Genomic DNA, 17,202 nt, shown 5'->3' with positions numbered 1-17,202 from the left:
ACCGCCACGGTGCGGCGGCCGATCCTGCCGTGCCGGACGCTACCAACGGGCGCGGCGCGGCACCGGCTGGCACCGCGGACAGTAGGCCGAGGAACGGTTCATGAACCGATCCTTCACGATCGGGCTCTGATGCCCCTCGGCCGCACAGCGCGGGCAGGGCCGGCCGGCCTGGCCGTAGACGTTGAGGGAGCGGTCGAAGTAGCCCGACTCTCCGTTGACATTGACGTAGAGGGAGTCGAAGCTCGTACCACCCTGGGCGAGGGCCTGCACCATCACCGCGTGCACCGCCTCCAACAGGCGCCCCGACTCACTGCGGTTCAGGGTCTCGGTGGGACGGGCATAGTGCAGACGCGCCTGCCACAGGGCCTCATCCGCATAGATGTTGCCGATACCGGAGACCAGGCCCTGGTCCAGCAGCGCCCGCTTGACACCGGTCCTGCGGCGGCGGAACCGCTGGTACACGGCGTCCGGATCGAAGTAGGGGTCCAGGGGGTCGCGGGCGATATGGGCCACCGAGGCGGGCACCAGCTGGTCCGGACGGTCCGACGCCGGCACCAGGGCATCCATGAACAGCCCGCCGAAGATGCGCTGATCCACGAAGCGCAGTTCCAGTGCGGCCTCGCGGCCGTCGCCTTCGCCTTCGCCTTCGCCTTCGCCTTCACGCTCGCCCTCGCCCTCGCCCTCGCCCTCGAGCAGGATCCGGATGCGCAGGTGTCTCGGGTCCGGGTCCCCAGGGGAGTTCACGAGGAGCTGACCGCTCATGCCCAGATGTGCCACGAGCGCCCGATCAGGCGGCGAGCCGGCGGCCGCCAGCGGAACCCACAGGTATTTGCCGCGCCGCTCCGGTGCCGCCAGCCGCAGTCCGGGCAGCTGGGATTCGAAGGCGACCGCGCCGCCGTCGTGCCTGCGGGTGGAGCGCGGCTCGACCACCTCGACACCGGAGACCGGCCGTCCGGCGGCCCAGGTCTCGAGCCCCCGGCGGACGACCTCCACCTCGGGCAGTTCAGGCACCGGCGGGTGCCTCGGTACCGGCGGCAGCCCCCTGGGCAGCAGCCGAGATCCGGTCCCAGGAATGGGCCGCGGCCTGGCGTTCGGCCTCCTTCTTGGAGGGACCGGTGCCGGTGGCGTAGGGCGTGCCGCCCACCACCAGGGTGGCGGTGAACACCTTGTCATGGTCCGGCCCGGCGGATTCCATCCGGTACTCGATGGGACCGAGGCCACCGTTCGCAGCTGCCTCCTGGATATAGGTCTTCCAGTCGGTGCCGGCACCCATGGCAAGCTTGTCCGCAAGCAGGGGGATGACCAGCCGGTGGACGAGGTCATGGGCGGCGGGCAGGCCCTGGTCCATGTAGGTGGCGCCGATGAGCGCTTCCATCGTGTCCGCCAGGATGGAGTCCTTGTCCGCACCGCGGGTTCGCCGTTCGCCCTCTCCGAGCAGCACGGCTGGACCGACGCCGATGGTGCGGGCCACGGAGGCGAGGGCGCGGGTGGAGACGACGGCGGCACGCATCTTCGCCAGGTCCCCCTCGGCGAGATCCGGGTAGGTGCGGTAGAGGTGGTCGGTCACCACGAAGCCGAGCACCGAGTCGCCGAGGAACTCGAGGCGCTCGTTGGTGGGCAGCCCACCCTGCTCATAGGAGTAGGAGCGGTGCGTCAGGGCAAGCACAAGCGTCTCGGGGCCGATGACGACCCCGAGACGCTTGAGCAGGTCTTCAGTTATCGGCCGGTCCAGCTGGACCGGCCGGCGCCGCCCGGACTGCTGTCCGGACGCCTGGACCGACTTCCGTGGCGCCATGGGCACCTCAGGCGTCGGCGACCTTGCGGCCCTTGTATTCCATGAACAACGGCGTACCGGCGGAATCGGTCACGACCTGGGCCTGGTGCGGCAGGCGGTAGGTGACGCGGCCGTTTTCCACGGACTTCACCAGCGGGGGCACGGTGGCCTTCCACTGGGAGCGGCGGGCACGGGTGTTGGAACGGGACATCTTCCGCTTCGGGACTGCCACGGCTATCTCTCTTCTGTCTCGTCGGATGAGGTCTTCGCCTCCGGGCCGGCGGTGCCGGACTCGGAGGTCTTCGTCAGTTCGGCCAAGGCCGCCCAGCGTGGATCCAGCTGTTCGTGGACGTGGTCGTCCGGTGCGTCCTCCAGTCGGATGCCGCATTCGGAGCACAGGCCCTGACATCCCGGCCGGCAGACCGGCTGGAAGGGCAAGGCCGTGACCACGGCGTCCCGGAGGACTGGCTCCAGATCCACCGTCTCATGAACCACCAGGCGCTCTTCGTCGCTCCCACCCTCCGGGGCGGACGCGAGGAACAGCTCCTGCAGGTCAACGGTGATCCCGTCCTGGATCGGGTCCAGGCAACGACTGCACTCTCCCACCAGCTCGGCGTGAGCCTCACCGGTGATCAGGATGCCTTCGTGGACCGACTCCAGACGCAGGTCGACGTCCACGGCTGAACCAGCCGGGATGCCGATGAGCGGAGTGGACAGTGCCTCGGGGGCTGGCCACTGCTCCTCCAGGGTCCTCATGGACCCCGGACTGCGCACCAGGTCCTTGACGGAGACCACCCACCTGTCAGCTGCACCGGCTACGGTCGGGGACGATGACGCGGACATCAGCATTCCTTCCTCAGCGGGCGGTGGTGGCGGTACGGATCCCTGCGCGCGGTTTCCACCGTACTCGGGGATCCAGGCAGGGCAGAACCCTCAGGACCGACTCACCAGTCTAGCCGCTCCGCTCCGCCGCTCCAAATGACCCGCCGGGTGGAGCAGAGGCCGTTCCGCTCAGAGCTCCGCGACGAACTCCTTGAGCCAGGGACGCAGGGCCGGGCCGAGGTCCTCGCGGGCGCTGGCCAGTTCGATCACGGCCTTCAGGTAGCTCAGCTTGTCACCCGTGTCATAGCGCTTGCCACTGAACACCACGGCGTGCACACCGAAGCCCTCTCCCTGCCCCTCGGCCAGGACCTGCAGGGCGTCGGTCAGCTGGATCTCATTGCCGCGTCCGGGCTCCGTGCGCTCCAGGATGTCGAAGACCGCGGGGTCCAGGACATAGCGGCCGATCACGGCCAGAGAGGACGGGGCCTCCTCCACCGGGGGCTTCTCCACGAGCCCGGTGACACGCACCACGTCCTCTGGCCCCCCTTCCACCGTGGAGACCTCGGCCACCCCGTAGGCGGAGATGTTCTCGCGGGGGACCTCCATGAGGGCGATGACCGAGCCGCCCTTCTCCTGTTGGACGTCGATCATGCGCTCCAGCAGGTTCTCCTTCTCGTCGATCAGATCGTCACCGAGCAGCACGGCGAACGGCTCGCGGCCCACGTGCTGCTTGGCGCACCACACCGCGTGGCCCAGGCCCTTGGCGTCGTTCTGACGCACGTAGTGGATATTGCCGAGGTTGGTGGCCTCCTGGATCTTGCCCAGCTTGCCGAAGTCCCCCTTCAGCTCCAGGCTGCGCTCCAGGGCGGGAACCCGGTCGAAGTGGTCCTCCAGGGCACGCTTGCTGCGGCCGGTGATCATCAACAGGTCCTTCAAGCCGGCGGCCTTGGCCTCGGCCACCACATACTGGATGGCCGGCTTGTCCACCACCGGGAGCATCTCCTTGGGCATGGCCTTCGTGGCCGGCAGGAACCGGGTCCCCAGTCCGGCAGCGGGAATGATGGCCTTCTTGGTGCGAGGATTCTGCGAGCGCTCAGTCATGGGTGCAGGATAACCTGTTCCCGCTGGTCAGGGTCTGCTCACGACTCGTTCAGCCGCCGCATGACTGCCCGCGGCACGAACTCTGAGACGTCCCCCCCGAGCTGGCTCACTTCCTTGATGAGGGTGGAGGACAGGTGCGCATAGCGGCTGTCAGTGGGCAGGAACACGGTCTCCACGCCGGTCAGGTGCCGGTTCATCGCCGCCATCGGCATCTCGTACTCCAGATCAGCGGTGTTGCGCAGGCCCTTGATGATGGCGTTGGCACCGGCCTTGCGGCAGAACTCGGCGAGCAACCCCTCCCCCATGGGCACCACGGAGATCCCCTGGAGCGAGGAGACGGTCTCCCGGATCATCTCGATCCTGGTGTCCACGTCGAACCGGTACTTCTTCGCGTAGTTCGTGGAGACGGCCACGATGACGTCATCGAAGAGATTGGTGGCCCGTGCAATCACCTCCACGTGGCCGTGGTGCAGAGGGTCAAAGGATCCGGGGCAGACGGCTCGACGCATGCACCGAACATACTATGGAGCCCATGCCCGCCGCACGACAGCCGGACCGCCGAGGTGCCGTCCCCCGCGTATCCGCACGAATCCCCGTCACACCACGCAACCCGCCCTCGATCTTTGAGACCATGACCCGGTTGGCGCGCCACCACGGCGCGGTCAACCTGGGGCAGGGCTTCCCGGACGCCGACGGCCCGGAGTGGGTGCGGGCCCTGGCCGCCGAGGCGATCGTCACCGGCCGGGCGGACGGAGTCGCCCACGCCAACCAGTACGCGCCGGGCCGGGGCGACCCCGCGCTCCGCCGGGCGGTAGCGGATCACCAGCACCGCCACTATGGGCTGGAGGTGGACCCGGACCGCGAGGTCCTGGTGACCACGGGTGCCACCGAGGGCATCGCCGCGGCGCTGCTGGCCCTCGTGCAGCCCGGCGATGAGGTCCTGGCCTTCGAGCCGTACTACGACTCCTATGCGGCCGTCGCGGCCCTGGCCGGCGCCCGGTTCGTCACCGTGCCGCTCACGGCACCGGATTTCCAACCGGATCTCGAGGCCCTGGAGTCGGCCATCACCGGGCACACCCGGATCCTGCTGCTGAACACGCCGCACAATCCCACCGGGGCCGTGATCCCGCCCGCAGTCCTCTCCCGGATCGTGGCGCTCTGTGCGCGGCACGACGTCCTCATCCTCAGCGACGAGGTCTACGAGCACCTGGTGTACGAGGGCCGCCACCACCCCGTCGCCTCCGTGCCCGGCGGGTGGGAGCGCACGCTGACGGTCTCCTCCGCGGGCAAGAGCTACTCCCTCACCGGGTGGAAGGTCGGGTGGCTCACCGGTCCCGCAGATCTCGTGGAGTCGGTGTACTCGGTCAAGCAGTTCCTCACCTACTCCTCCGGCCCCGCCTACCAGGCGGCCATCGCCCGGGCCCTGCCGGAGGGCGATGGGTTCCTGGCCGAACAGCGCGACCGCTACCGCTCCGCCCGTGACGCCCTGGTGGCCGGCTTGAGCTCGGCCGGACTCGAGCCCGTGGTGCCGGCTGCCGGGTACTTCACCGTGACCGACCTGGCCGGCCTCGGCGTGGACGACGCGCAGGCCGCAGCCGTGGTGCTGGCCGAGCGGGCCGGCGTCGTGGGCATCCCGGTGGGGGCTCTGTGCGGGCCGCCGGCACACCCGGGCGATCCTGCTCCGTTCGGATCCTGGATGCGGTGGGCCTTCTGCAAGTCGCCCGAGGTGCTGACCGAGGCGGTGGCCCGGCTACAGGGGCTGGGCCGGGCCCTCTCCGGCTGACGTCCCGGCGCCCGCCGCCCTCTCCCCTGGGGCATCCCGCGGGGCCTGCTCCCCCTCGTCCTCCCCCTCGTCCTCCCCCTCGTCCGGACCGGATCGCAGGCAGAAATACAGGATGGTCTCGCCGTAGGTCCGGGATTCGAGCAATTCGAAAGCCGCGGGCCAGTCCGGTGCGGCCGACCGGGCCGAGCGTTCCAGCACCAGCAGGCCGTCCGGCGCCAGGACGGCGGAGATCCGCTGGAGCGTCTCCGCCAGCTCGGGCCCGTCGAGCGGATACGGCGGATCGGCCAGGACCAGGTCCCACGGGCCGGCCCCGGTGGGTTCGGTGATCACCCGGTCCACGGCCCCGGCGGCCACCTGGACCACGTTCCGGCCCACCCGCTGGTTGACGGCGGCCGCATTCCGCCGGCACACGGCGGCGGCCCGCCGGTCCCGCTCCACCAGCAGCACCCTCTCGGCGCCCCTGCTCGCCGCCTCGCCACCCAGGGCACCGGAACCGGCGAACAGGTCCACGACGGCGGTTCCCTCCAACCAGCCCCGGCTCGCCAGCCAGGAGAAGAGCGCCTCCCGGGTGCGATCAGTGGTGGGGCGGGTGGCCTGTCCCGGGACGGACTCGAGCTGCAGTGATCCGGCCCGGCCGGCAATGATCCTTGGCATCTGTCTCCTTCGGGTGGGCCCGGTCAGCCCTTCTCGATGTAGTCGCCGGTGTCCTCATGGCCGGCCTCCCAGGCCTGCACGGCCGCCGCCAGCTCCGGGTGGTCCAGCGTGCCCGCGGCAGACTGATGCACCGCCACCCATCCGGCGGCCAGTTCGATGAGGTCCGCATGCTGGAGCACCCGCAAGACCTTCAGCCGGCTCCCGCCGTGCTGGGCGGCCCCGAGCACGTCCCCCTCGCCGCGCTGCTGGACGTCGGCGCGCGCGATCTCGAGACCGTCCTGGGTGCCGGCGACCACCTCGAGCCGGTCGATCGCCGGATGCCCGTCCGGCAGCCGGGTGACGAGCAGGCAGGTGGCCGGTGCCGCACCACGGCCCACCCGCCCACGCAGCTGGTGGAGGGTGGACAGGCCGAAGGCGTCCGCATCCAGGATGGCCATGACGGTGGCGTTGGGCACGTCCACGCCGACCTCGACCACGGTGGTGGCCACCAGGATGTCGAGGTCCCCGGCCACGAAGCGGCTCATGGTCTCCGCCTGCGTCTGTTGGTCCTGCCGACCGTGCAGTCCGGCGATGCGCGCGCCCTGCAGCACGGGCAGGGAGGCGAGCCGGGGCACCATGTCCTCGACCGCAGCGTCGTGACGGTGATCCCGGGCCATGCCGGCGGGGCTGTCGATACTGGCAGGGCTGTCAGGATTGTCAGCGTTGTCCCGGCGGTCGGTGGGGTCGATCTTGGGGCACACCACGAACGCCTGGTGTCCCGCGGCCACCTGTTCGGCGACCACCTCCCAGACGCGGCCGATGATCCGGGGGCCATGGGCCATCCGGGCGAGGTGGGTGGCCACCGGCTGCCGACCGGACGGCAGCCCGGGCAGGAGGGTGAGGTCCAGGTCACCGAACACAGTCATCGCCACGGAGCGAGGGATCGGGGTGGCACTCATGACCAGCAGGTGGGTACCGGGATTCTCCCGGCGCAGCGCCTCGCGCTGGTCCACACCGAAACGGTGCTGCTCGTCCACGACCGCCAGCCCCAGGTCGGCGAATTGCACGATTCCGGAGAACAGGGCATGGGTACCGACCACCAGACCGGCCTGGCCGGAGGCGATCTTCAACAACGCCTCACGCCGCTGGGCGGTCGTCAGAGAACCGGTCAACAGGACGACCTCAGTGGCAGGTCCGTCCGGGGCGTCCAGCCGGCCGGCGTGCGCGAGGGGTCCGAGCGTGGCCGTCAGTGAGCGGTAGTGCTGCGCCGCCAGCACCTCCGTGGGGGCAACCAGGGCGGCCTGCCCGCCGGCATCCACGACCTGCGCCATGGCGCGCAGCGCCACGAGCGTCTTGCCGGAGCCCACCTCGCCCTGCAGCAGGCGGCTCATGGGCCGGTCACGGGCCAGGTCGGCGGAGATCGTCTCCCCGGCGGAGACCTGGCCGTCGGTCAGCGTGAAGGGCAGCCGTGCGTCCAGGGCGGCCAGCAGCCCGTTCCCGGCGGCGGCGCGGGACACCGCGTCCGGCATCGACGCCGCGTGGCGCCGCACGGCCAGTGCCCCCTGGAGCACCAGGGCCTCCTGCAGGGCGAACCGGCGCCGGGCCCTGAGCGCGTCCGCCACCACGGCCGGGCGGTGGATGTCCCGGTAGGCGGCGGCGAGTCCAGGCAGGGGGACGCCGTCCGTGGACGCCTCCTCGAGCAGGTCGGCCGGGACCGGCTCCCGGAGTGCGTCGGCGTCCAGGGCGTCCAGGACAGTGCCGATGCTGGCCCGCAGGACCCAGCTGGGGACCTTCGCCGTGGCCGGATAGAGCGGCACCGGGGCCAGGTCCTCCTCGCCCGGGTCCTCGGCCTCGTCCAGCACGGAGAAGTCCGGGTTGTTCAGCGTCTTCTCGCCCCGGTAGAGGGCGGTCTTGCCTTGGAACATGGCCCGGTGGCCCGGCTGGATCCGGCGCAGTGCCTCGTAGCTGTTGAAGAAGGCCATGTCGAGGGAGGCCGGACGCAGCGGGTCATCGTCCGTCACCGTGACGTCCACGATGAACCCTCGCCGGGAGTGCATGTTCCGGCGGTCCACGGACACCACGCGGGCGACCACGGTGACCTGGTCGCCGACGGGCAGGGAGGCGATCGGCGTCAGTTCCCCGCGCTCGATCCAGCGCCGGGGGAAGTGCTCCAACAGGTCCCGAACGGTGCCGAGCCCCAACTCCCGGTCCAGGCGCTGGCCGGTGCGGCCGCCCAGGAGCCGGTCGAGCGGCTGATGGAGCGGATCCGGTCTCACCCGCCGGTCTCCGGGTCCTGCAGGGAGGTGATCACCAGGTTCTCCGGTTCGCCGGCCTTGCGGACCAAGGCCTCTGCGGCAGCGTGGTCATCCACGTGGACGTGCAGTCTCCACCGCACGGCGGAGTTGAGCTCCCCACTGTCCGCACCGGAGGTGCCGACGGGGCTCATGATCACGGAGTCCCCCATGTCATTGAGCTCGAACCGCAGGGTGGCGGCGGTGAGGGGATCCAGTGAGATGCTGCACATCAGCTCATAGCCCACCGGCGAGTCCAGGCCCTCGTGGATGTGCGGGTCTGAGGCGGAGAACCCGTGCAGCCCGTCCAGCAGTCCCGGATCGATGCTGGTGCCCATGACCGTGGCCCGCAGGGAGTCGAGCACCAGCAGCAGTCCCATGCCGCCCGCATCGACCACGTGTGCTGCCGTCAGGGCGGGCAGCTGCCCCTCTGTCTGGACCACGGCCTGCCAGGCGGCGCCCACGATCGCATCCAGTGCGGCGCCGAGTTCCCGGCGGCTCATGACCTGGTCGTCGGGTTGGCCCCGCAGTCCGGCGGCATGCTCGGACGCCGCCCTGGCGGCCGCCGCGAGCACCGTCAACATGGTGCCCTCCTGCGGATCGGACAGGGCGGCCCAACAGCTGGTCTGGGCGCGTTCGAGAGCTGCGGCCAGGGTCGGGGCCGCGAGGCGCTCGTGGCCGGTCAGCGGTTCGGACATGCCGATCAGCATCACGGCCAGCAGCGTCCCGGAGTTGCCGCGCGCCTGGTCCAGCGCGGCGCGGCCGGCGAGGGACATCAGGGCACCGACGTCCTCCGTGGTCTCCTCGGTCACCGCGGCACGGGCCGCGCGAACGGTTCCGTACAGGTTGCTGCCGGTGTCACCGTCCGGGACCGGGAAGATGTTGATGGCATCCATCCGATCCGAGGCATTGCCCAGGACGGTCTCCGCCAGCTCCAGCCACTGGTGCACCCGCGAGGGACTCCGGCGTGGAGTGTCCTCCATGGTCATGCCCGGTGCCTCACCGGAATCGCATACCCGTCAGGGCCTTCTGGTTCGACTGTCCCCTGCCCCGGGTGGAGGCGCCACCGGCGCTGGAGGAACGGCCGCCCTGGGAACGGCGGGCCGACGTGGGTTCCACGACGTCCGACTCATAGGCGTACTGGTACGCGTAGTACGTGCCACGCTTCTGCGGCACGCGGGTCAGCACCAGGCCCAGTACGCGGGCGTCCACGGAGGCCAGGCTGTCCAGACCGCCCTGGAGTTGCTCACGGTGGACGTAACCGTCCACGCGGGTGACGAGCATGACACCGGAGGCCATGGAGGCCAGGACCGTCGGGTCGGTGACCGGCTGCAGCGGCGGGGCGTCGAGGAGCACCACGTCGTAACGTCCCTCGAGCTGGCGCAGCAGGCGGCGCATGGCCTCGGAGCCGAGCAGCTCGGAGGGGTTCGGCGGGATCTCGCCGGAGGTGATGATGTCCAGTTCGCCGTCCGGGCCCCAGGACTGGATGGCGTCCTCGAGGTCGATCTGGCCGGACAGGATCGTGGACAGGCCCACGGCTCCTTCCAGTCCGAGTGTCTTCGCGACGCGGGGACGGCGGAGGTCAGCGTCGATGATGACGACCCGGCTGCCCGATTCGGCCATCATGACGCCGAGGTTGCACGAGGTGGTGGTCTTGCCCTCGCCCGGGATGGAGGACGTCACGACCACGGACTGGGTGCCGCCGTCCACATTGGTGAACTTCAGGTGGGTGCGCAGCTGACGGTAGTTCTCGGCCCGCGGATCGAACTGGTCGTCCAGCGAGATGATCGGTTCCTCCTCGGCCGACTTGTGGTCGGCGAAGGCACCCAGGATCGGGGCGTCAGTGATGCGCTCGACATCCTCGCGGTTGCGGACGCGGGAGTCCAGAAGAGTGCGGAGCAGGGCGAAGGCCACGCCGAGTGCGGCGCCCACCACCAAGCCCAGGACGAGGTTCAGGGCCACTCGGGGGCTCGACGGGGTCAGCGGCACAGAGGCCTGCTCCACCACGGACAGGTCCACCAGCGGATCGTTGGAGCCCCCCGGATCCTCGACCTCATACACGGTCGCGATCAGCGACTCTGCCACGGCGTTGGCGATCTCCGCCGACTGGGCGGGATCCTCGTGACTGGCCGAGAGGTTGATCAGCACGGTCTGCGGCGGGGCCGTGGCCTCGATGGTGGCGGCCAGCCCCTGCACGGTCAGGTCCAGGCCGAGGTCTTCGATGACGGGCGCCAGGACGCGCGGGCTGGTGGCGAGGCTGACATAGGACGTGACCCGCTTCTCGGAGAAGCTGGAGCCCTGCAGGATGTCGCTCGCGGTGTCACCGGAGTTCACGGCCACGAAGATCTGTGTCCGGGCGGTGTAGGTCGGCTTCGTCAGCGCCGTGGCACCGGCGGCTACGGCCACCCCCAAGAGGGTCACCAGCAGGATTGACAGCCAGTTGTTCCGCAGGATCCGGATATAGTCGCGAAGGTCCAAGTCGCGATCCTTTCGTAAGTGTGTGCCGGTCACTGACCGGAAAGGTATGAGGCCACATCGTCTTGGCTCAGCGCCGCGCCGATCTCCTCAATCGCCTCTTCGTCCGGCCAGACGACTGACTGGCCCCTCGCGCGGCCCACTCCATTGGTGGGCACCGTGAACATTTCCAGGTCGTCCGAACGGATGTCCGTCATGGTCCTGCCGATGGAGATCATTTCCCCTGAGTCAAGGGTTTCATCGAGCGTCAGGTATGGAGACAACCCACCCACCATATCCGAGATCCTGCCGGGGTTTGTCAGGGTTTCCGCGGTCAGCACCTTCTGCGCCACCGCCTTCAGGAACAACTGCTGATTCTGGACGCGCGAATAGTCGCCGTCGGAGAAGGCATACCGCTCGCGGACGAAGGACAATGCCGTGTCACCGTCCATGTGCTGGGCCCCGGCCTGGAAGGACTGGCCGCCATTGCCCGCCTGGAAGGCCTCCGGAACGGTGATGTCCACGCCTCCGAGCGAATCCACCAGGCCTTCGAACCCAGCCATGTCCACAGAGGCCACGTGGTCGATCCGGGTGCCGAACAGTCCTTCCAGGGTCTGGACTGTCTTCGGCACGCCACCGAAGGAGTAGGCGGCGTTGAGCTTGTGGGTTCCCTCGCCCGGGATCTCCACCCAGAGGTCGCGCATGACAGACATCACATAGACGGCCTCCCGGTCACCGGGGATGTGGACCCACATCATCGTGTCGGACCGCCCCGACTGGGGTACCCCGGCCAGGTTCTCCGTCTCGCCCGAGCCGCCACCGGAGTCGGATCCGAGCAGCAGGATGTTGAGCGGCTCCTCCTTGCCCTCGGCGGCCGGTGCCTTGGTGGGACGGGACTCCGCCTCCGGGAACGTCGTCTCGAAGCGTTGCGTGTCGTTGTCGAACGTGGAGGCGAGGTTCGCCAGGTACCCGATGGCCACGGCGCCGGCCCCGATGACCAGGACCAGGACGATGCCGAGTGTCAGCCAGACGGCCCGGTTCTTCCGCTTCTTCCGCTTCTTGCGGTGACCGCGGCCGCGCTGGCCCCCGGATCCGTCGTCTCCCGTGTCACCCACGGAGTCGGAGAGGTCAGACGAGGGTTCAGACACAGAGGTCCTCCGGGGTCGGTCGGTATCGGCGGCAGTGGGTCCCACACGCGGTCACCGAGGCCTCAGGGCCCTCCGTGCGCGTGCCACAGGCAACCTGCCCGTCATGGCCCCTCGCCTGTGGTGCTCGTCCCATGATAAGGCACTGTCCCGGGCCCTCGTCGTAGGCTGTCAGCATGCTTTCCCCCGGCGTGCCTCCTTGTCGTTCTGTGATGACCACCCCTGCCGAGCGTTCCACCGCACCGGGTCTCACCCGGATGTCCCGTCCCGGGCTGTCCCGGGTTCGCAGGTTCCGGACCGTCGGGGCCGTCGCAGTGGTGGGCCTCGGCCTGATCGTCAGTGGATGCAGCGCGCCAGTCGCCGATGTCGAGGCCGCCCCGGAGGCGACCGACCCGGTGTGTGCCGAGGCGATGGTGTCCCTGCCGGACGCCGTCGCCGGTTTCGACCGCCGGGAGACGGACAGCCAGGCCACGGCCGCTTGGGGCGAGCCCTCAGCCGTCATCCTCCGCTGTGGCGTCCCCGTCCCGGGGCCCACCACCGAGCACTGCGTGACGGCCAACGGCATCGACTGGGTCACGCGGGACGACGGGGAGTTCTGGACCCTGACCACCTATGGCCGCTCCCCCGCGATCGAGGTGCTGTTCGATGACACCCGGGCGGCGTCGAGCTCCGTCATGGTGGACCTCTCCTCGGCCGTGGGACGCATCCCCGCCACCGGCGGGTGCACCACCTCGGCCCCCACCGAGGCGCCGATTCCGGGAGCGGACGCGCCGTCGTCGTAGTGGTGGGGCCCGGCGCTCGGAGAAGGCCGGCGCGCCGGACCTAGTGGAGCCCGGTGCCGCGCTCGAGAGCGAGCTGCAGGAGCTCGTCGATCAGTTCGCCGTAGGCCAGCCCGGACCGCTCCCACATGGCGGGGTACATGCTGATCGGGGTGAAGCCCGGCATCGTGTTGATCTCGTTGATGACGAATTCGCCGGCGGGAGTGTAGAAGAAGTCCACGCGGGACAGGCCCTCGGCGTCCACGGCGTCGAAGGCCACGACGGCGAGCCGGCGCACCGTGTCGATGGCCGCCTCGGGCAGGTCAGCCGGGCAGGACAGGTCTGCCGCGGTGTCGTCCTGGTACTTGGCCTGGAAATCGTAGAACTCGTGCTGGCCGGAGCCGTCATGGACCACGATCTCGCCGGGCAGGGAGGCCCTCGGCGCCTGGAGTCCATGGCCGTCCAGCACCGCGCACTCGATCTCGCGGCCGACGATCCCGGCCTCGACGACGACCTTGGGGTCGAAGCGGCGGGCCTCCTCGATCGCGGCGGCGAGGCCCTCGGCATCCGCCACTCGGGTGATCCCGAAGGAGGAACCCGCCCGGGCCGGCTTGACGAACACGGGAAAGGCCAGGGCGGCGGCCCTCTCGAGAACGGCCTCTGGCTCACCACGCCATTGGCGGTCCGTGATGGTCTCCCACGGCCCGACCTGCAGCCCGGCGGCCTGGAAGGCGACCTTCATGAAGTGTTTGTCCATGCCCACGGCAGAGGCGAGCACGCCGGCGCCAACGTACGGCACGGCGGCCATCTCGAGCTCTCCCTGCAAGGTCCCGTCCTCGCCGAACGGCCCGTGCAGCAGTGGGAACACCACATCGATGGCCCCGTGTGATTCCCCGCTGGCCACGGAGACGAGCTCGTGGCCGCCCCCCTCGGTGCAGCGCAACGCGAGCGGATCGGCCGGCTCGGGGACCTGGGGCAGGTCCCCGCCGGACAGGTTCCAGTGCGCCGGGTCTGCCTCGAAGCCGTGCCACCGGCCGGTCGCCGTGATCCCGACGGGCACCGCCTCGTACCGGTCCGGGTCCATGGCGTTCAGCACGCCGGCGGCGGTGATGCAGCTGATCGGGTGCTCGCTGGAGCGGCCTCCGAAGAGCACGAGCACGCGGAGACGGCCGTGGGCGCCAGACCCCTGCCGAGTGATGCGGTCTGGTTCCGTGGTCACGATCGTCCTTCCGGTTTCAGGTCGCGGGACAGCAGCAGCCCCGCCAGGGTGTCTACATCGAGGGTGCCCGCGATCACGGCATTCATGGCCTCACTGATCGGCATCTCCACTCCGTGTCGCCGGGCGAGATCGACCACCGCGGAGACGGACTTCATGCCCTCGGCGGTCTGCTTGAGCCGCGCGGTGGCCTCCTCCACGCTGAGCCCCTGGCCGAGGTGCCGGCCGGCAGTCCTGTTGCGAGACAGGGGCGAGGCACACGTGGCCACCAGGTCGCCCAGCCCGGCAAGCCCGGCGAGGGTCCCGGCCTGGCCCCCGAGGCTCTCCACCAGGCGTGCGGTCTCGGCCAGCCCTCGGGTGATGACGGAGGCCTTGGAGTTGTCCCCGTAGCCCAGGCCGTCGCAGATCCCCACGGCCAGCGCGATCACGTTCTTGACCACGCCGCAGATCTCGACGCCGGTCACGTCCGTGTTGGTGTAGGGCCGGAAGTACGGGCCAGAGGTCCGCACCGCGATCCACTCGGCCGTGGCGGGGTCCGCGGAGGCCACCACGGTCGCCGTCGGCTCCTGGCGAGCGATCTCCAGGGCCAGGTTCGGCCCGGACACCACGGCGAACCGATCGTCCGGCAGGCCGAGTTCCTCGGCGCACAGCTCGCTCATCCGGGCGTCGGTACCGCGTTCCAACCCCTTGACCAGGGACACCACGACGGCGGCCGGGTCCAGGTGGGCGCGGATGGTCGGCAGGTGCCCCCGGACCTCCTGGGCGGGGATGGCCAGCACCACGAGTCCGGCGCCGGCGACGGCCTCCGCCAGTTCGGTGGTGGCGCTCAGGCACGCCGGCAGGTCGATGTCAGGAAGATAGTCGGTGTTCCGCTTCCGGGCGGTGATGTCCTCCGCCACCTCGGGACGGCGTGCCCAGAGCACGATCTCCGGCTCGACCACTCCCCGCTCGATGGCGCTGTCCGCCAGGACCTTCGCGAAGGTGGTCCCCCAGCTGCCGGCTCCGACCACCACCAGCTTCTCGGGGCGCGCGTTCACGAGATCCCCTGGCCCCGGTGGCCCGCTTCCCGTTGACCGGTGCGTGGATTCCACCGTCCCTCCGGGGCGTCCTCGCCACGGAGGGCCTCGAGTTCGCCGGTGATGGCCGTCATGATGCGTTCGCTGGCGGTCTCCAGCACGGACCGCGTCAGCGTGGACTTCCGCAGGTCCTCCAGGGGCACGGGGGCGCCGATGCGGATCCGTCCCGTCCCGCGGGGCCGGAGCCGGGGTGTCCTGGCCGTCTTCGGCAGCACCTCATGGATGCCCCACTGGGCCACCGGGATGACCGGCACCCCGGTCTTGAGGGCCAATCGTGCCGCCCCGGTCTTCGCCTTCATCGGCCACAGGTCCGGGTCCGCAGTGAGGGTTCCCTCGGGGTAGATGATGATCGCCCCGCCCTCGGCGAGCACCCGGTCGGCCGCCACGAGGGACTCATTGCCGCCACGGGCTCGGTCCACGGGGATCTGCCGCATCCGGGTCAGCAGTCCACCCACGACCGGCAGCTGGAACAGCTCGGACTTGGCCAGGAAGTGCGGCAGGTGGCCCTGGCTGTAGACCATGTGGCCCAGGGCCAACGGGTCCAGGTTGGAGATGTGGTTGGCGCACACGATGAATCCCGACTCCGGGATGTGGTGGCCGCCCTGCCACTCCTTGGACATGATGGCGTTGAGCGTGGGACGGACGAGGGAGGCCGCCGCGAAGTAGCCGGCGCGCAGTCCGGTGGATTCGGTCACGAGAGGTCCCCTAGCGGCCCAGGCTGCTCAGCTCGACGTCTGCCCCGAGGCCGGTCAGCTTGTCCATGAACTTCTCGTAGCCGCGGTTGATGATCTCGATGCCGGTGGCCCGTGAGGTCCCCTGGGCCGCGAGGGCGGCGATGAGGTGGGAGAACCCGCCCCGCAGATCGGGGATGTCGAAGTCAGCGCCGTGCAACTCGGTGGGTCCCGAGATGACGGCGGAGTGCAGGAAGTTGCGCTGGCCGAACCGGCAGGGCACGGACCCGAGACATTCACGGTGCAGCTGGATGGAGGCACCCATGCGGACCAGGGCATCGGTGAACCCGAAGCGGTTCTCGTAGACGGTCTCATGCACGATCGAGACGCCTTCCGCCTGGGTCAGGGCCACGACGAGCGGCTGCTGCCAGTCGGTCATGAATCCCGGGTGCACATTGGTCTCCAGCACGAGGGGCTTGAGCCGGCCCCCACCGTGCCAGAAGCGAATGCCATGATCGTCGACCTCGAACTCCCCGCCGATCTTGCGGTAGGTGTTCAGGAAGGCGGTGAGGTCCCGCTGTATGGCGCCTTCGACGTAGATGTCCCCCTGCGTCACGAGGGCGGCAGAGGCCCACGAGGCCGACTCGTTGCGGTCTGGGATGGCGCGGTGGTTGAAACCGGTGAGCCGGTCCACACCCTCGATCCGGATGGTGCGATCGGTCTGCACCGTGATGATGGCGCCCATCTTCTGGAGGATGTGGATCAGGTCGTGGATCTCCGGCTCCACGGCGGCGCCCTTGAGCTCGGTGATGCCCTCCGCCTTCACGGCCGTCAGCAGCACCTGCTCCGTGGCCCCGACCGAGGGGTACGGCAGTTCCAGCTTCGCCCCGGTCAGACCCTTCGGCGCGGAGATGTGGATACCGCCGGGGCGCTTCTCCACCACGGCACCGAAGCTGCGCAGCACGGTGAGGTGGAAGTCGATCGGCCGGTCACCGATCTTGCAGCCGCCCAGGTCCGGGATGAAGGCCTCGCCGATGGAGTGCATCAGAGGACCGCAGAACAGGATCGGGATGCGGGAGTCACCGGCGTGGGCGTCGATCTCCGAGCTGGTGGCGGACTTGGTGGCCGCCGGGTCCAGGGTGAGGTCCCCGGTCTCCGGGTCCTTGGTGACCTTGACCCCGTGGACGGAGAGCAGACCGGTGACGATCTCGACGTCCCGGATCTCCGGGACATTGCGCAGGACCGACGGTTTGCTGCCTAGTAGCGAGGCCACCATGGCCTTCGGCACCAGGTTCTTGGCGCCACGGACGGTCACGCGTCCCTCGAGCGGCTTGCCGCCGTTGATCGTCAGCAGATTTCCCATAGACAGTGGCATTCCTCCGTGGCCCGCCGGGACGGGCCGTCGCTGGTGTGTGGATGGCCGGGACGGGCCCGGCGCAGATCCGCACACCAGCATACGGGGCGAAGCCGGATCAGTC

Annotated in this window: 17 protein-coding genes; 2 read left to right on the top strand and 15 right to left on the bottom strand. The window is 69.8% G+C overall.

Going from position 1 to position 17,202, the window contains the following annotated elements; translation table 11 throughout:
* Positions 1-39 precede the first annotated feature (39 nt).
* The 6 genes from mutM to coaD form a co-directional block, all read right to left on the bottom strand.
* Complete coding sequence (gene mutM / locus BOSE125_RS04275) at positions 40-1,011, bottom strand: bifunctional DNA-formamidopyrimidine glycosylase/DNA-(apurinic or apyrimidinic site) lyase (RefSeq protein ID WP_159550282.1); 972 nt, start codon at positions 1,009-1,011, stop codon at positions 40-42.
* A complete protein-coding gene (gene rnc / locus BOSE125_RS04270) occupies positions 1,004-1,801 on the bottom strand; it encodes a ribonuclease III (RefSeq protein ID WP_371300569.1) in 798 nt (265 codons plus the stop codon). The genes mutM and rnc overlap by 8 nt, the downstream gene beginning before the upstream one ends.
* Position 1,802: 1 nt before the next feature.
* Positions 1,803-2,006: a 50S ribosomal protein L32 gene (gene rpmF, locus BOSE125_RS04265; RefSeq protein ID WP_115930987.1), complete on the bottom strand. Its 204-nt coding sequence runs from the start codon at positions 2,004-2,006 to the stop codon at positions 1,803-1,805.
* 2 nt (positions 2,007-2,008) lie between these two features.
* The gene (locus BOSE125_RS04260) at positions 2,009-2,617 is read right to left on the bottom strand and encodes a DUF177 domain-containing protein (protein WP_236557810.1); all 609 of its coding nucleotides are present in this window, start codon (positions 2,615-2,617) and stop codon (positions 2,009-2,011) included.
* Positions 2,618-2,785: 168 nt separating this feature from the next.
* Positions 2,786-3,697, bottom strand: coding sequence for a UTP--glucose-1-phosphate uridylyltransferase GalU (galU, locus tag BOSE125_RS04255; RefSeq protein ID WP_159550278.1), 912 nt, complete (start codon positions 3,695-3,697; stop codon positions 2,786-2,788).
* Positions 3,698-3,735: 38 nt separating this feature from the next.
* Positions 3,736-4,206 carry a pantetheine-phosphate adenylyltransferase gene (gene coaD / locus BOSE125_RS04250; RefSeq protein WP_115930985.1) on the bottom strand — a complete coding sequence of 157 codons (471 nt, stop codon included), beginning with the start codon at positions 4,204-4,206 and terminating at the stop codon, positions 3,736-3,738.
* A 23-nt stretch (positions 4,207-4,229) separates the two neighbouring features.
* Between coaD and BOSE125_RS04245 the strand changes: the two genes are divergently transcribed.
* Positions 4,230-5,480 carry an aminotransferase class I/II-fold pyridoxal phosphate-dependent enzyme gene (locus BOSE125_RS04245; protein ID WP_236557809.1) on the top strand — a complete coding sequence of 417 codons (1,251 nt, stop codon included), beginning with the start codon at positions 4,230-4,232 and terminating at the stop codon, positions 5,478-5,480.
* Here the strand turns inward: BOSE125_RS04245 and rsmD are convergent.
* The 5 genes from rsmD to BOSE125_RS04220 are packed head-to-tail and all read right to left on the bottom strand — an operon-like array spanning position 5,448 to position 12,006.
* Positions 5,448-6,134 (bottom strand): 16S rRNA (guanine(966)-N(2))-methyltransferase RsmD, encoded by a 687-nt coding sequence (rsmD, locus tag BOSE125_RS04240; RefSeq protein ID WP_159550274.1) that lies wholly within the window; start codon positions 6,132-6,134, stop codon positions 5,448-5,450. The genes BOSE125_RS04245 and rsmD overlap by 33 nt on opposite strands.
* Positions 6,135-6,157: 23 nt before the next feature.
* Complete coding sequence (locus BOSE125_RS04235; protein WP_159550271.1) at positions 6,158-8,389, bottom strand: ATP-dependent DNA helicase RecG; 2,232 nt, start codon at positions 8,387-8,389, stop codon at positions 6,158-6,160.
* Positions 8,386-9,393 carry a DAK2 domain-containing protein gene (locus BOSE125_RS04230; RefSeq protein WP_236557808.1) on the bottom strand — a complete coding sequence of 336 codons (1,008 nt, stop codon included), beginning with the start codon at positions 9,391-9,393 and terminating at the stop codon, positions 8,386-8,388. Before BOSE125_RS04230 ends, BOSE125_RS04235 begins: the two co-directional genes overlap by 4 nt.
* Before the next feature lie 10 nt (positions 9,394-9,403).
* A complete protein-coding gene (locus tag BOSE125_RS04225; protein WP_159550268.1) occupies positions 9,404-10,882 on the bottom strand; it encodes a polysaccharide biosynthesis tyrosine autokinase in 1,479 nt (492 codons plus the stop codon).
* Positions 10,883-10,911: 29 nt separating this feature from the next.
* Positions 10,912-12,006, bottom strand: a complete 1,095-nt coding sequence (locus BOSE125_RS04220; protein WP_236557807.1) for an LCP family protein — start codon at positions 12,004-12,006, stop codon at positions 10,912-10,914.
* 209 nt (positions 12,007-12,215) lie between these two features.
* Here BOSE125_RS04220 and BOSE125_RS04215 point away from each other — a divergent pair, with 209 nt between their 5' ends.
* Entirely contained in the window at positions 12,216-12,785 is a 570-nt protein-coding gene (locus BOSE125_RS04215; RefSeq protein ID WP_236557806.1) for a DUF3515 domain-containing protein, read from the top strand.
* 40 nt (positions 12,786-12,825) lie between these two features.
* On the opposite strand, the gene BOSE125_RS04210 is transcribed toward BOSE125_RS04215, so the two are convergent.
* From BOSE125_RS04210 to murA, 4 genes are read right to left on the bottom strand one after another with little or no spacing between them, the layout of a single operon-like run.
* Positions 12,826-13,959, bottom strand: a complete 1,134-nt coding sequence (locus tag BOSE125_RS04210; RefSeq protein ID WP_236558132.1) for a D-alanine--D-alanine ligase family protein — start codon at positions 13,957-13,959, stop codon at positions 12,826-12,828.
* Between the two features lie 17 nt (positions 13,960-13,976).
* Complete coding sequence (locus tag BOSE125_RS04205) at positions 13,977-15,014, bottom strand: NAD(P)H-dependent glycerol-3-phosphate dehydrogenase (RefSeq protein ID WP_159550265.1); 1,038 nt, start codon at positions 15,012-15,014, stop codon at positions 13,977-13,979.
* Positions 15,011-15,748: a 1-acyl-sn-glycerol-3-phosphate acyltransferase gene (locus tag BOSE125_RS04200; RefSeq protein ID WP_159550262.1), complete on the bottom strand. Its 738-nt coding sequence runs from the start codon at positions 15,746-15,748 to the stop codon at positions 15,011-15,013. The genes BOSE125_RS04205 and BOSE125_RS04200 overlap by 4 nt, the downstream gene beginning before the upstream one ends.
* 10 nt (positions 15,749-15,758) lie before the next feature.
* Positions 15,759-17,087 (bottom strand): UDP-N-acetylglucosamine 1-carboxyvinyltransferase, encoded by a 1,329-nt coding sequence (gene murA / locus BOSE125_RS04195; protein ID WP_159550259.1) that lies wholly within the window; start codon positions 17,085-17,087, stop codon positions 15,759-15,761.
* Positions 17,088-17,202 lie beyond the last annotated feature (115 nt).

It is taken from the genome of Citricoccus sp. K5 (assembly GCF_902506195.1).
In the GTDB taxonomy this organism is placed as follows: Bacteria; Actinomycetota; Actinomycetes; order Actinomycetales; family Micrococcaceae; genus Citricoccus.
The sequence above is the reverse complement of the archived record's forward strand: the minus strand, read 5'-3'. Positions and strand labels throughout refer to the sequence as shown.